Genomic DNA, 13576 nt, shown 5'->3' with positions numbered 1-13576 from the left:
TCATTCTGACTTACACTGCAATGCATAATTAAATACTGGAGTAGTCATCTATTTCATTTTATCGTATCTTTGAAGAGAGAGGTGACTACATGCCAGTTTACAAAACCTTTGCGCTGAAGGGCATGACATGCGCAGCGTGCGTAGCTGCGAATGAACGCGCGGTCGGCAAGCTGCCGGGCATTGCACGCGTATCAGTGAATCTCGCCACTGAGCGGATGGAAGTCGAATTCGACCCCACTGCCGTCGATGTGGCGCAAATACAGGCTGCAGTCAAAAAAGCCGGATACGAAGCCGAGCTGCTCGAAAAACCTTCGAGCGCTCCGCCGCCGATCTATGAAGCCTATGGATGGACTCGCTTTACTGTGTCCGCAGTTTTTGCTGTAATTCTTCTTTATATCGCGATGGGCTCGATGATTGGCCTTCCTTTGCCGCCCTTCATCGATCATCGCACGGCGCCGCTCGCATTTGCGCTTGTGCAGCTTGTGCTCCTCATCCCCGTTCTTGTTGCGGGCAAATCCTTCTATATCCATGGATTCAAGTCTTTGTTCCATCTGTCGCCGAACATGGACAGCCTGATCGCGATCGGAACCAGCTCGGCGATTCTCTATAGCCTCTTTTCGATGTGGCGAATTGCAAGCGGCGACCATAGCGCCAGTATGCAGCTCTACTTCGAAACCGCTGCGATCATCATCACACTCATCATGCTGGGCAAGAACCTCGAATCGCGCTCGAAGCGCCGCACGTCCGAAGCAGTGCGCAAGCTCATGAAATTGCGCCCTGCAATTGCGACGATTCTGGAAGGCGAACAGGAACGAAAAGTGCCTGTCGATGATGTGAAGCCCGGGAACCTGCTGCTCGTGCGCGCAGGCGAGCGGATCCCTGTCGATGGAAAAGTACGTAGCGGCAATTCCTCGGTCGACGAATCCATGCTCACAGGCGAAAGCATGCCCGTGGAGAAGGCAAGCGGTGCCCCGGTGTACAGCGGTACCATAAACCTCAACGGGTCGCTGGTGATGATTGCTGAAAAAGTAGGTGAGGATACCGCGCTGGCAAGAATTATACGCTTGGTTGAAGAAGCGCAGAGCAGCAAGGCGCCGATCGCGCGGCTGGCGGATCAGGTTTCGGCGGTTTTTGTGCCGGTTGTGATGGGCATTGCGCTCATCGCGGCATTCGGCTGGCTCATCGCCGGGCACACAATTACCTTTGCACTCACCGTATTTGTTTCGGTTCTTACGATTGCATGCCCCTGCGCGCTTGGCCTTGCCACGCCGACAGCAGTCATGGTCGGCACAGGCAAGGGCGCCGAATTGGGCATACTCATCAAATCGGGAGAAGCGCTCGAAACCGTTCACAAGATACACACTGTGCTGTTCGATAAAACAGGAACCATCACGAAAGGAAAGCCTGCCCTGACCGATGTGGTGCCGGCAGAAGGCTATTCTACAGAGGAGGTGCTGGGCCTGGCCGCTTCGGTCGAACTCGCCTCGGGGCACCCGCTTGCTGATGCTATTGTCTCCCAGGCGCGCGAAAAAGGGCTTGCCATTTCCCGCCCGGACCACGTAGAAACCATTCCAGGAAAAGGAATTGTCGCGAAGATATCTGGCGGAGTCGCAGGCAGCGCAACCCTTGCTGTCGGCAATGCGGCTCTCGCAGAGTCGCTAGGAATTTCAATCCCGAAGCACGCGTCGGATCTGCAGGAAAAGGCGACACAGCTTGCGGGCATGGGCAAGACGCCGATGTTCGTGATGAAAAATTCGCTGCCTGTCGGGCTTATTGCCGTAGCAGATCAGCCTCGGCCTGAAGCACGTGCGGTTGTTGCCGCGCTCAAAAAACTCGGCATCGATGTGGCGATGATCACCGGCGACAGCCGCTGCACTGCAGATGCAATTGCCGCACAGGTCGGGATTTCCGAAGTGTATGCAGAGGTTCTGCCCTCTGAAAAAGCATCGATAATCAAACGCATTCAGGCATCGGGACGAAAAATCGCCATGGTCGGCGACGGCATAAATGATGCGCCAGCACTTGCGCAGGCAGATGTCGGCATAGCAGTTGCTGCCGGTACCGACATTGCCATGGAGAGCGCGGATATCGTGCTCATGCACAACAACATCTGCGATGTCGCAACCGCGATTCACCTGTCGCGGCGCGTCATCAAGACAATCCGGCAGAACCTTTTCTGGGCTTTTGGCTACAATGTGCTGGGAATTCCGATCGCAGCGGGGCTTTTGTACGTGTTTGGCGGGCCTCTGCTTTCGCCGGTTTTTGCTGCAGCGGCAATGTCCCTCAGCTCGGTTTCAGTAGTGACGAACGCGCTCAGGCTCAAAGGGTACCGCAAGCCCGAAGCTTCATGTGAATAGAAAATTTTGCTTGCGGCATCGAAAAGTTATATAATTGATTATAGAAATGCGTGTTTGCCCGCGCAGGCTGCAGACGGGCGGGCTTAATCGAATATTTCAGAGAAGGGAGCGAACCATGAAGAAGTTATTGAAAATCGAAGGTATGAGCTGCGGCCATTGCGTCATGCATGTGCAGTCGGCTCTCGAGGATGTGCCTGGCGTCAAATCCGCGAAAGTGAACCTTCTCGAGCGCGAAGCGATTGTCGATGGCGACAACCTCGACGACCAGGCGCTGCGCGCCGCAGTTGCCGATGCTGGGTACAGGGTTGTACAGATTATTCCATAATGAGAAGCGCCGCGGCTTGGTGCTGAACAGGCTGACTTTTGTCGCGCGCATATTCCACAAACAAGAAAGGCTGTCTCGCGAGCGCGGGACGACCTTATCATTTTATTTTTGCCTTCAGTGCGGCACATCCTTAAGCCGCAAGAGCTCCGGCTGATTGGTCTCGCCCTCAACTGTCCTGAATTCTTCAAGAAGCTCCCGGCCACGCCGCGAAAGCCGCACAGGTACCTTTACGAATATCTTGATATAGAGATCGCCGCGCCGTCCACCGGAAATCGGCACACCTTCTTCTTTGATCCTGAGCAGTTTGCCGCTCTGCGTGCCCGCAGGAACCTGAACAGAAATCTTGCGCCCTTCGAGCGTCGGGATGATAATTTCACCGCCCAATGCAGCAGTCGCAAAATCGACATAGGCTGCGCAATAGAGATCGTCATCCTGTCGTTCGAAAATGTCATGCGGACGGACATGGATGAACACATGCAGATCGCCGGGCGGCCCTCCATTGGGGCCCGCATTGCCCTGTCCAGGCACAGTCACGCGCTTGCCATCTTCGACGCCCGCAGGGATTGTGACGCGAATTTTCTGCTTTTTCTTTACAACACCGATGCCACCGCAGTCAGGGCATGGGTTTTCTATAACTGTGCCTTCGCCATGACAGACCGGGCATGGCTGCGAAATCGCGAAAAAGCCCGAGCTGCGCCGAATTTGGCCTGTGCCTTTGCACATTGAACAGATTTTTCGGCCCTGGCCGTCGCGCGATCCTGTGCCGCTGCATGTCTTGCAGGTATCGTCCCTGCTGTACGAAATTTCGATTGTGGTCCCGAAAACGGCCTTTTCGAATGGCAGTTCTATGTCATAGCGCAGATTGGCGCCGCGATTGACTCGACTTCCTCCGCGCTGCTGTGCTCCCTCTCCGAAAAATGACCCAAAAATAGAAGAAAAATCGCCAAATCCGCTGAAGAGATCCTCGAAATCATGGAATACATTGGCATAATCCTGCTGGGAGGTACCAGCCATGCCTTCCACTCCCGCAAAGCCGAATTGATCATATGCCTGGCGCTTCTGCTCGTCGCCAAGAATTTCGTAGGCTTCGGTCGCTTCCTTGAATTTCTCTTCGGCATTTTTGTCGCCTGGATTTTTGTCGGGATGATATTGTATCGCAAGCTTGCGGTATGCCTTTTTTATATCGTCTTTCGTGGCGGTTTTTGGCACCCCGAGCACTTCGTAATAATCGCGTTTGGCCACTTCCGACCACCCTCTCAATCAGCGAAAAGGCGGCTGAACATGCGCCCAGCCGCCCATTCGTAATTTAATGTGTTATTTATCGTCGTCGACTACTTTGTAATCGACATCGTCCGCATTCTTGGTTTGGTCATTGGATTCCGAAGATGCGGATTCATTTGCCGCACCCGCAGCGCCGCTCGCAGATCCGCCCGCTGCTCCGCCGCTTTGCGCCGACGCATTGCGATAGAGCTCTTCGGAAAGCTTATATGAAGCCTGCTTGAGCGCTTCGGTCTTCTGCTTGATGAGCTCGGTATCTTTGCCTTCCATGACTGACTTGAGATCTTTGATTGCATTTTCTACCGCAGCTTTTTCGCCTGCACCGATCTTATCGCCGACTTCCTTGAGGGCTTTTTCGGTTGTGTAAATGAGCGAATCGGCTTCGTTGCGCGCATCGATACGCTCGCGCTCGCGGCGGTCTTCCTCAGCATGGGCTTCGGCTTCTTTGACCATGCGGTCAATTTCGCTGTCATTGAGCCCGCTCGATGCTTCGATTCGGATCTTCTGCTCTTTGCCCGTGCCGAGATCCTTTGCGGACACGTGCACGATGCCGTTCGCATCGATATCGAAGGTTACCTCGATCTGGGGCACACCTCGCGGAGCCGGCGGAATACCGACAAGGTCGAAGCGCCCGAGGGTCCGGTTCTGGCTTGCCATCTCGCGCTCGCCCTGAAGCACGTGGATCGAAACCGCGGTCTGACCATCAGCGGCCGTGGAGAAAATCTGGCTCTTGCGGCAAGGGATCGTTGTATTGCGCGGAATAAGCCGCGTAAAGACGCCGCCGAGAGTCTCAATGCCGAGCGAAAGCGGCGTTACATCGAGAAGAAGTACGTCTTTTACTTCGCCGCCGAGGATACCACCCTGAATGGCAGCACCAATAGCGACCGCTTCGTCAGGGTTAACTCCCTTGGAAGGCTCTTTGCCGAAAATCTCGCGCACCATCTGCTGCACGCGAGGAGTCCTGGTGGAGCCGCCGACGAGAATGACTTCGTCGATCTGCGCAGCGGTAAGACCTGCATCAGCAAGCGCCTTCATGCACGGCTCGCGTGTACGCTCGATAAGGTCCATGCACATCTGCTCGAAACGAGCCCTCGTGAGGGTCTTCTGCAAGTGCTTGGGCCCCGATGCATCCGCCGTAATGAACGGCAGATTGATTTCGGTCTGCTGCATGTTGGAAAGCTCGATCTTTGCCTTTTCGGAAGCCTCGCGGAGGCGCTGGAGCGCCATGCGGTCCTGCGACAGATCGATGCCCGTATCGTTCTTGAACTCGTCGACGAGCCATTGCATGATGCGACGGTCGAAATCATCGCCGCCAAGGTGCGTATCGCCGTTGGTGGACTTGACCTCGAACACGCCTTCGCCAAGCTCGAGGATGGAAATATCGAATGTGCCGCCGCCGAGGTCGTACACCGCGATGGTCTTCTCTTTCTTCTGGTCCTTGTTGAAGCCGTACGCGAGGCTTGCTGCGGTCGGCTCGTTGATAATGCGCTTGACCTCGAGCCCCGCAATGCGGCCTGCATCCTTGGTCGCCTGTCGCTGCGAATCGTTGAAGTACGCAGGAACGGTGATAACTGCTTCAGTAACCGGTTCGCCGAGATAATCCTCAGCGGTTTTCTTCATTTTCTGAAGAATGAAGGCACTGATTTCCTGGGGGCTGTACAGCTTGCCACCTGCCTCGACGCGCACATCGTTGCCATTGTCGATGACCTTGTAGGGCACCATCTTGATTTCCTGCTGAACTTCAGCATAGCGGCGCCCCATGAATCTCTTGATGGAGAAAATCGTGTTTTCCGCGTTGGTGATCATCTGGTTCTTGGCTGGCTGTCCGACTACTCGCTCGCCCTTTGCAGTGAAGCCGACGATGGATGGTGTCGTTCGCTGACCTTCGGAATTCGCGATAACGATCGGTTCCCCACCCTCCATGACAGCGACGCAGGAATTAGTTGTTCCCAAATCAATGCCAATAATCCTTCCCATATTGTGTTCTCCTTATCTTTACTATCTAAATTAACGAAAATACCTGCTATAAAGCAAATCAGACATCATTCTGACCAGAAGAGCTGCTGTTTGCGGTACTGGATTCATCTTGGGCTTGGCCCTGCGCTTTTTCCATCTGTGCTGGCGCCTTCTCTGCTCCATTATTCGCGGGCACAGTGACTTTTACTTTTGCCGCCCGAATCACGCGATCATGCAGCTTGTATCCTGGCATGAACTCCTGGGTAACTGTTGGCTCGGTAACATCACCCTGATCCGAGAACATGGCCTCATGCATATGCGGATCAAAAACGCTGCCCTCGGCATCGTAGCGCGCAAGCCCATACTTGTTCGCAAGCGTATCCAGAAGTCGCTTCTGGACGAGGCGAATTCCTTCTATTACTTTCGACACATCATTCTGCGACTGCGCGGCAGCTTCCAGCGACCTGTCGAAATCATCGAGTACCGGAATGAGATCCGAAAGAAGCGTCGAAAGCGCGTACTGCTGGTACTCTTCTTTTTCTTTTGTCATCCGTTTGCGGAAGTTGACCTGCTCCGCAAGCGCTCGCAGGTACTTATCGTTCAGCTCTGCAAGCTGAGCCTTGAGCAATTCTATTTCTGCTTTGGCTGCTGCAAGCTGTGCCTCAGGCGTGGTGACTGCACCTGGCTGCGCGCCTGGTTGCCCGGCCATATCGGGCTCAGCATCAGGCTGGATTTCCACCTCAGGCACACCAGCCTGGCCTTCCGCCTGCTGGTTCTGCAGCGAGCTGAGAGACTCTGCAGACATTGTCTGTTCCGGTTTCATCGTATTTGATGATTGGCCGTGTTCGTGTTTATGTTTGGACATTCTTCACCCTGTAATGGATCTATGGATCTATTGTATTGGTATGTTGAAAATAATAACGAAAAAGCTTAACCGTCAACACAGATTTTTCAATCATCTGCATAATTTTTCAACGAATGTCAGGATTTTTCATCCGAAAGAATTATTTTTGGCGCTAAATCCGCACTAGACATATTCGGGATATTGGTGCTCCCAAGCTTGTGCCAGTCATCAATGAGTTCTATAATCAAAATTTAGCAATCTATTTCTTCTTCGAGGTGTCTATGCGCATAGCTTCTGTCATTGGCACAGTTGTGGCGACGATGAAACAGGAAAAACTCAGCGGGCGGAAACTTCTGCTTGTGAGAGAAGTGAACACCGCAGGTAAAGCGAGCGGGGAACCCTTTGTTGCAATCGATACTGTTGATGCTGGGAAAGGAGATATCGTAGTCGTAACCGAAGGCAGCTCGGCTCGCCAGACAACCTTTACCGATGGTCTTCCAATTGATGCAGTCATTGTTGCAGTTATCGACTCGCTCGAAGTCGAAGGCAAAGTAACGTACCGGAAACAATAAACCTCCATGGACAATACTCGGCGGATGATCAGCGTCGGCATTGACATCGGAACGACTACCACGCAAGTCGTTTTCAGTGAACTTAGTCTCGTCGCAATAGCCAGAGCCGGCCAAATACCCCGCCTCGATATAGCTGACAGATCTGTTCTTTTTGAAAGCGACATCGTCTTTACGCCGCTTATCGATTCCCGGACTATTGATGCAGACAAGTTATCCTCAATAATCCGCGCCCAATACGAAAAGGCCGGCATCCTGCCCTCGCAGGTCGAGACAGGCGCGGCGATCATTACCGGAGAAACCGCTCGAAAGCAGAATGCAGACAAGGTGCTTGCCGCAATAGCAGGTCTGGCAGGAGATTTTGTCGTAACGGTGGCCGGCCCCAATGTGGAAGGCATGATCGCTGGGCGCGGTTCAGGGGCTGCAGCCTATTCCCGCCAGCATTTTGCGACCGTTGCCAATATCGATATCGGCGGCGGCAGCGCCAATGGTGCACTATTCCACCTTGGAGAAATCGAAGCATCGGCCGCAATGAATTTCGGCGGGCGCGTCATCGAGCTCGATGGGCCTGTGGTTCGCGCCATTACCAATGCCGGGGAAGCAATTTGCGCATCCGTTGGCATCAAACTAAAGCCGGGCGATCGCCCTTCTCTTGGAGACCTGAGAAAAATCACTGATGCAATGGCAGAGCTCACTATCCTTCTCGTCGAAGGAGGCACATCGCCTCTCGCCGAAAAACTCTACCAGACTGCACCGCTTCCCGGAAATGCCAATCTGAAAAACATCATGTTTTCTGGCGGCATTGGATACTATTATTATAACCCTATCGGGCTGAACAGTGTGGAAGATGTCGCCTGCCATGATGACATAGGCCCGCTTCTCGCAGAAAGCCTGAGGAAAGAAACAAGGTTCAGCCGTTATACCATTCTTCAGCCCAAAGAAACACGACGTGCGACTGTCCTGGGGGCGAGCGCCCAGACACTCACGCTTTCCGGTTCGACAATATGGGCTGATCCATCAATTCTTCCCTTAAAGAATGTGCCGGTAACGGCGCTTGTTTCGGGGTCTGACCCCTCTGACATCACGGAAGCACTTCGCCGCTGGGACCTCAATCCGTCAAACGACATTTTCGCCATTGCACTTGATATGCAACATGGCCTCGATTACAAGGAGCTCTCAAGGATTGCAGAAAATCTTGCAGTTTTTGCAAAGGATCTTCCTCCAGACAAGCCACTCATTGTCATCACCAAACGGGATTATGCCCAGTCTCTCGGCCAGACCATCAAGGGCATAGACAAGAATCGGCCTCTCCTCATTATCGATCAGGTCGGCCTTGAAGAAGGGGATTATATCGACATCGGCTCGCCGCTCATGGATGGACGCGTCGTTCCGCTCGTGGTAAAGACGCTCATTTTTTATCACTGAAGGGAAAGAACGAGATGGCATTGCGCACGAAGCTTTTCGGAAAGACATGGGAATTCCCTGACATACGCGTCCTTATGGGAAAAGCAAATGAAGAAAAATCGGGAGACCGGCTCGCAGGACTCGCTGCCGACAGCGCGGAAGAAAGAGCGGCGGCTCGGATTGTCCTTGCAGATATTCCCCTCAGCGCCCTGAAGGAAAATCCCGCAGTGCCCTACGAACAGGACGAAGTCACCCGAGTCATCCAGGATGGTATCAACGAAACAATTTACAACGAAATAAAAGGATGGACGGTTGGAGAACTGCGGGAATGGCTTCTTTCTGAAAAATCAAGCGGAGATGATATCGCGCGCATTTCCACTGGCCTTACTTCGGAAATGATTGCCGCAGTCGCCAAACTGATGTCGAATATCGATCTGGTCTATGCGGCAAGCAAAATCCGGGTCGAACGACACGCGGTGAATTCCATAGGCTTGCCGGGCATGCTGGCAAGCAGGCTCCAGCCCAATCACCCGACAGATTCGCCGGAAGGTATACGCGCCGCGCTGTACGAAGGGCTCTCCTATGGCTCAGGAGACGCGGTTATCGGCATCAACCCGGCGGACGACAGTTATGCATCAGTTGCCCGCCTGCTCGACATGTCGTATGACGTAGTAAAAACATGGGAAATTCCGACCCAGACATGTGTGCTTGCCCATGTCTCGACACAGATGCGCTGTCTCAAATCCGGTTCGCCGGTCGGGCTCGTCTTTCAGTCAATATGCGGTTCCGAAAGAGGAAATGCTTCATTCGGCATTTCTGTTGGAATGCTGGACGAAGCGTTCACGCTTGCAAAAAAATACTGTTATCATGGCGGACCGCATTATATGTATTTCGAAACCGGCCAGGGCTCGGCGCTCTCCGCAAACGCCCATAATGGCTGGGATCAGCTTACCATGGAAGCGCGCAACTATGGACTCGCCCGGCGATATTCGCCATTCATTGTAAATACTGTTGTAGGGTTTATCGGGCCCGAATACCTCTATAACAGCGAACAGATACACCGCGCCGGCCTGGAGGACCATTTCATGGGCAAGTTGTCTGGTATTTCCATGGGCGTTGATGTCTGCTACACAAATCATGCCAATACCGATCAGAATGCTTCGGAAAATCTTTCTGTCCTGCTGACTTCGGCTGGCTGCAATTTTTTCATCGGCGTACCGATGGCCGACGACGCGATGCTCTCCTATCAATCGCTGTCATTCCATGACATTGCCACACTGCGGGAGCTTTTCGGTCTCAGGCCGAGCCCTGAATTTGAAGCCTGGCTGGAATCGATAGGACTTATGCGCAATGGCCGCTTGACTGAGCGCGCCGGCGACGCCAGCTTTTTCCTTTCAAGGTGAGACGATGATAGACGCGAAAACGATTGAGGCGCTTGTCGATGCGGTCGTCAGTGAGCTCGAGTCGCTGGCTGAAAAGCCGAAGATAGCCGCTGCAAAGCCTCAGTCACAGCAAGGGCCGCAATCTCAGCCTGCAGATGGATCAGCAGTAGCGCCTGCCATGCAGACCGCGCTCATGTCCGGCGTCAAAAACCCTGTTGATCCGGAGGGTCTTCTTGCGCTCAAACAGACCACCACAGCCCGCATCTGTGCCGGTCGTGCCGGCCCACGCTTGCGAACTGAAGACCTTCTGGCATTTCAGGCCGATCTCGCCATCACAAAAGACGCGCTTGAAAAACAGGTAGATCCTTTGCTTCTCGAAGAATTCGGCCTCTTTACCGTGCGGACAAAGATTACTGGAGGCAAGGAGGAATACCTTTTGCGCCCGGACCTTGGCCGCCGACTTTCCGACGAAGCGAAAAAAATCATTTCAGAGCGCTGCATCAGAAATCCCGATATTCAAATCTGCGTCGGCGATGGGCTCAGCGCACGAGCAATCGAAGCCAACCTTGCAAAAATCTTCCCGGTTCTGAAAGCAGGATGCGAGACGGCGGGCCTCTCCATGGGAACGCCGTTTTTCATAGAGCGATGCCGCGTCGGTGTAATGAACGATATCGGCGACCTGCTGGAACCGAAGGTGGTCATTCTTCTTATCGGCGAGCGCCCCGGGCTCGGGCGCGCGGACTCGATGAGCGCCTACATGGGCTACAAGCCGCATGCAGGCCTAACCGATGCTGATCGCGATGTCATCTGCAACATTTTTGATGGCGGAGGGGTCAATCCGCTCGAAGCCGGTGCGTACGCAATCCGTCTTGCGGAACGCATGATAAAGGCAGGCGCGTCGGGCATACAGCTGAAACTCCTGGAAGGTGAGGCAAAATGAGCGTGCTCGATCCGATTTTTGCCCATGCACTTGCGGTGCGTATCATTCCAAAGGTCTCGGATGAGTATGCCAGAGCAATCGGACTAGAGCCTTCTCAGACAAGCCTTGGCTTCATCACTGCAGATAACGATGATGCGCTCTATGTTTCCATCGATGAAGCAACCAAAATGGCGGATGTCGAAGTCGTGTATGCCCACTCATTCTATGCAGGAGCCAGACATTCGTCGGGGATCTATTCCGGCGAAATTATCGCAATGCTTGCCGGGCCCGACCCCACAGAAGTAAAAGCGGGCCTGGATGCGGCTATCCGTTATCTTGAAACAAGAGCGCTTTGGTATTCGGCGGATGCTCATGATGGTGTCGCATTCTTTCCGCACGTCGTCTCCAGAATAGGTTCCTATCTGGCAAGCGTCAGCGGTTTACCGGAGGGGGCATCGGTTGCATATCTGGTGGCGCCGCCGCTCGAAGGCTCTTTTGCCTTGGATGCTGCGCTCAAGGCAGCGGCGGTAAGAATCGCCGCATATACTGCGCCGCCTTCGGAAACGAACTTTATGGGAGCCATCCTTACAGGGGAGCAGTCGGCCTGCGAGGCTGCAGCCCTTACATTCCAGGAAGCGGTGCTGGATGTCGCGCAGCATCCAATCATGTATTAAGCTGTATTGCGTAATCAGGAGAAGGATAAATGACGGAAATATTCGATGCCGATCTGGTTTCCATTCAGGAAGCGCGACGACTGGCAAACGCTGCAAAAGAAGCCCAGAAAAAATGGGCTGGCGCAAGTCAGGAAGAAGTGGACAGAGTCTGTGCTGCAATGGCTGAGGCAGGAGCTGCGGCCGCCGAGAAGCTTGCAAGATTGGCGGTCGAGGAAACAGGTTTCGGTGTCGTGGAGCATAAAGTCCTTAAAAATCTTCTGACTTCCAGAGATCTGTGGACTGCCATTCGCGATGTCAAAACCGTTGGCATTATCGGTCGCGACGAAAGCCGCGGCCTTGTGCGCATCGCCAATCCGATGGGTGTCGTCGTTGCTCTGATACCGAGCACCAATCCCACGTCCACTGCGTTTTTCAAAACCATGATCGCAGTAAAAGCGCGAGACGCTATTGTCGTAGCGCCGCATCCCTCAGCTGTCCGATGCACATTCGAGGCCACACGCGTCATGGCAGAAGCTGCGGTCAAAGCCGGCGCTCCCGAAGGCCTTATCGCCTGCATGGAGCACGTTTCCCTGCAAGGAACCGATGCCCTTATGCGGCACAAGGCTACATCGCTCATTCTTGCCACTGGCGGGACACCGATGGTGCGGGCAGCGCACTCCGTCGGGAAACCTGCATACGGTGTCGGGCCCGGCAATGTGCCGTGCTATATCGACAGAAGCGCGGACCTGCCGCAAGCCGCCCGTCTCCTCGTCGCGAGCAAGGCATTCGATCATTCGGTCATCTGTGCGACAGAACAGGCAGCGGTTGTGGACAAGCCGATCGCGGGACGTTTCGCTGAACTTGTACAGGCCGAGGGGGCTTATTTTGTCTCGGAGAGTGAAGCGAATGCGCTCAGACGATATCTTTTCAAACCCGATGGGGCCATCAACCCTACAGCAGTTGGAAAATCGCCACAGGTTCTTGCAAAGGCGGCAGGCTTTTCTGTGCCGGATTCCGCACGGATTCTCATTGCGCGGCTGAGCAAGGTCGGCCCGGAAGAGCCGCTTTCGCGCGAAAAACTCACCACCGTGCTCGGCTGGTATGAAGTTGACGGCTGGAGAGAAGGATGCAACCGGAGCCTCGAACTCATTCATTTCGGAGGAGAAGGGCATTCCATCGCCCTGCATGCCCGCGATGAAGCGGTCATAACCGCATTCGGCCTCGAAAAACCCGTTCATCGCATTGTTGTCAACACCATGAGCTCGCTGGGCGCAGTCGGAGTGACAACAGGCATTGCCCCCAGCATGACGCTGGGGCCTGGCGGCGTGGGCGGAGCGATTACCGGCGACAATATCAGCGTCCAGCATTTGTTTACTGTAAAAAATATTGTCTATGGGCTAAGGGATGCTCCGGCCCCTGCAATGACAGACGGAACCGATTTTGAGCATTTGCATGCACCACGTACCACCGTGAGCGCAGAAGAAATCGAACAAATTGCACAGCGTGTGCTTGCGGAATTGCAGAATCGGCATGTACAATAACCACATTCGTTCAGGAGGTCAGAAATGGCAGAGTTATCGCAGATTGCTCTCGGTATGGTTGAAACCAAAGGGCTTGTCGGTGCTATCGAAGCAGCCGATGCTATGGTCAAGGCAGCCAATGTCACATTGATCGGCTCGGAATATGTGGGCGGCGGATATGTGACAGTGATGGTGCGCGGTGATGTAGGCGCTGTCAAATCAGCAACCGATGCCGGTGGAGCAGCTGCAAAACGCGTTGGTGAACTTGTTTCCGTCCACGTTATCCCGAGGCCGGATCCATCAGTCGAGATGATTCTTCCGCAGAAAACCAAGGGATCGTTCAGCGGCCGGGGAAACGATTAACACACT

The 13576-nt window shown here is 54.0% G+C and carries 12 protein-coding genes; 9 read left to right on the top strand and 3 right to left on the bottom strand.

The genetic code is table 11. The features are described 5' to 3' along the window. Positions 1–89: 89 nt before the first annotated feature. Together GAP13_RS04675 and GAP13_RS04670 are read left to right on the top strand one after the other, a co-directional pair. The gene (locus GAP13_RS04675) at positions 90–2357 is read left to right on the top strand and encodes a heavy metal translocating P-type ATPase (protein ID WP_158906692.1); all 2268 of its coding nucleotides are present in this window, start codon (positions 90–92) and stop codon (positions 2355–2357) included. Positions 2358–2472: 115 nt separating this feature from the next. Further along, entirely contained in the window at positions 2473–2682 is a 210-nt protein-coding gene (locus tag GAP13_RS04670) for a CopZ family metallochaperone (protein ID WP_158906690.1), read from the top strand. Between the two features lie 114 nt (positions 2683–2796). Here the strand turns inward: GAP13_RS04670 and dnaJ are convergent, their stop codons facing one another. The 3 genes from dnaJ to GAP13_RS04655 all read right to left on the bottom strand — a co-directional run bounded on the left by dnaJ (position 2797) and on the right by GAP13_RS04655 (position 6781). Then, on the bottom strand, positions 2797–3924 hold the full coding sequence (dnaJ, locus tag GAP13_RS04665) for a molecular chaperone DnaJ (protein ID WP_158906688.1): 1128 nt from the start codon (positions 3922–3924) through the stop codon (positions 2797–2799). 72 nt (positions 3925–3996) lie between these two features. Next, entirely contained in the window at positions 3997–5937 is a 1941-nt protein-coding gene (gene dnaK / locus GAP13_RS04660; RefSeq protein WP_158906686.1) for a molecular chaperone DnaK, read from the bottom strand. A 58-nt stretch (positions 5938–5995) separates the two neighbouring features. Then, a complete protein-coding gene (locus tag GAP13_RS04655) occupies positions 5996–6781 on the bottom strand; it encodes a nucleotide exchange factor GrpE (RefSeq protein WP_158906684.1) in 786 nt (261 codons plus the stop codon). A gap of 260 nt (positions 6782–7041) precedes the next feature. Here GAP13_RS04655 and GAP13_RS04650 point away from each other — a divergent pair, with 260 nt between their 5' ends. Genes GAP13_RS04650 through GAP13_RS04620 form a run of 7 tightly spaced genes read left to right on the top strand, consistent with a single transcriptional unit; the run spans position 7042 to position 13570 of the window. After that, positions 7042–7332, top strand: a complete 291-nt coding sequence (locus GAP13_RS04650) for a EutN/CcmL family microcompartment protein (RefSeq protein ID WP_158906682.1) — start codon at positions 7042–7044, stop codon at positions 7330–7332. Between the two features lie 6 nt (positions 7333–7338). Further along, a complete protein-coding gene (locus GAP13_RS04645; protein ID WP_158906680.1) occupies positions 7339–8754 on the top strand; it encodes an ethanolamine ammonia-lyase reactivating factor EutA in 1416 nt (471 codons plus the stop codon). A gap of 14 nt (positions 8755–8768) precedes the next feature. Beyond that, positions 8769–10136, top strand: a complete 1368-nt coding sequence (locus GAP13_RS04640) for an ethanolamine ammonia-lyase subunit EutB (RefSeq protein WP_158906678.1) — start codon at positions 8769–8771, stop codon at positions 10134–10136. 4 nt (positions 10137–10140) lie between these two features. Continuing rightward, complete coding sequence (eutC, locus tag GAP13_RS04635; protein WP_158906676.1) at positions 10141–11055, top strand: ethanolamine ammonia-lyase subunit EutC; 915 nt, start codon at positions 10141–10143, stop codon at positions 11053–11055. After that, positions 11052–11708, top strand: coding sequence for an ethanolamine utilization microcompartment protein EutL (gene eutL / locus GAP13_RS04630; protein WP_158906674.1), 657 nt, complete (start codon positions 11052–11054; stop codon positions 11706–11708). The genes eutC and eutL overlap by 4 nt, the downstream gene beginning before the upstream one ends. Positions 11709–11737: 29 nt before the next feature. Further along, the gene (locus tag GAP13_RS04625; RefSeq protein WP_158906672.1) at positions 11738–13228 is read left to right on the top strand and encodes an aldehyde dehydrogenase family protein; all 1491 of its coding nucleotides are present in this window, start codon (positions 11738–11740) and stop codon (positions 13226–13228) included. Positions 13229–13252: 24 nt separating this feature from the next. Beyond that, the gene (locus GAP13_RS04620; protein WP_158906670.1) at positions 13253–13570 is read left to right on the top strand and encodes a BMC domain-containing protein; all 318 of its coding nucleotides are present in this window, start codon (positions 13253–13255) and stop codon (positions 13568–13570) included. The last annotated feature ends 6 nt before the right edge of the window (positions 13571–13576 follow it).

Source organism: Rectinema subterraneum (assembly GCA_009768935.1).
GTDB lineage: Bacteria > Spirochaetota > Spirochaetia > Treponematales > Rectinemataceae > Rectinema > Rectinema subterraneum.
Note: the sequence above shows the minus strand (reverse complement) of the source record. Positions and strands in the feature narration are given on the sequence as shown.

What these genes read in the sequence shown, in the direction of transcription:
- eutL (WP_158906674.1), top strand. Translation starts at nt 11,052, where the DNA reads ATGAGCGTGCTCGATCCGATTTTTGCCCATGCACTTGCGGTGCGTATC.
- GAP13_RS04625 (WP_158906672.1), top strand. Translation starts at nt 11,738, where the DNA reads ATGACGGAAATATTCGATGCCGATCTGGTTTCCATTCAGGAAGCGCGA.
- GAP13_RS04645 (WP_158906680.1), top strand. Translation starts at nt 7,339, where the DNA reads ATGGACAATACTCGGCGGATGATCAGCGTCGGCATTGACATCGGAACG.
- GAP13_RS04670 (WP_158906690.1), top strand. Translation starts at nt 2,473, where the DNA reads ATGAAGAAGTTATTGAAAATCGAAGGTATGAGCTGCGGCCATTGCGTC.
- eutC (WP_158906676.1), top strand. Translation starts at nt 10,141, where the DNA reads ATGATAGACGCGAAAACGATTGAGGCGCTTGTCGATGCGGTCGTCAGT.
- GAP13_RS04655 (WP_158906684.1), bottom strand. Translation starts at nt 6,781, where the DNA reads ATGTCCAAACATAAACACGAACACGGCCAATCATCAAATACGATGAAA.
- dnaK (WP_158906686.1), bottom strand. Translation starts at nt 5,937, where the DNA reads ATGGGAAGGATTATTGGCATTGATTTGGGAACAACTAATTCCTGCGTC.
- GAP13_RS04650 (WP_158906682.1), top strand. Translation starts at nt 7,042, where the DNA reads ATGCGCATAGCTTCTGTCATTGGCACAGTTGTGGCGACGATGAAACAG.
- GAP13_RS04640 (WP_158906678.1), top strand. Translation starts at nt 8,769, where the DNA reads ATGGCATTGCGCACGAAGCTTTTCGGAAAGACATGGGAATTCCCTGAC.
- GAP13_RS04675 (WP_158906692.1), top strand. Translation starts at nt 90, where the DNA reads ATGCCAGTTTACAAAACCTTTGCGCTGAAGGGCATGACATGCGCAGCG.
- GAP13_RS04620 (WP_158906670.1), top strand. Translation starts at nt 13,253, where the DNA reads ATGGCAGAGTTATCGCAGATTGCTCTCGGTATGGTTGAAACCAAAGGG.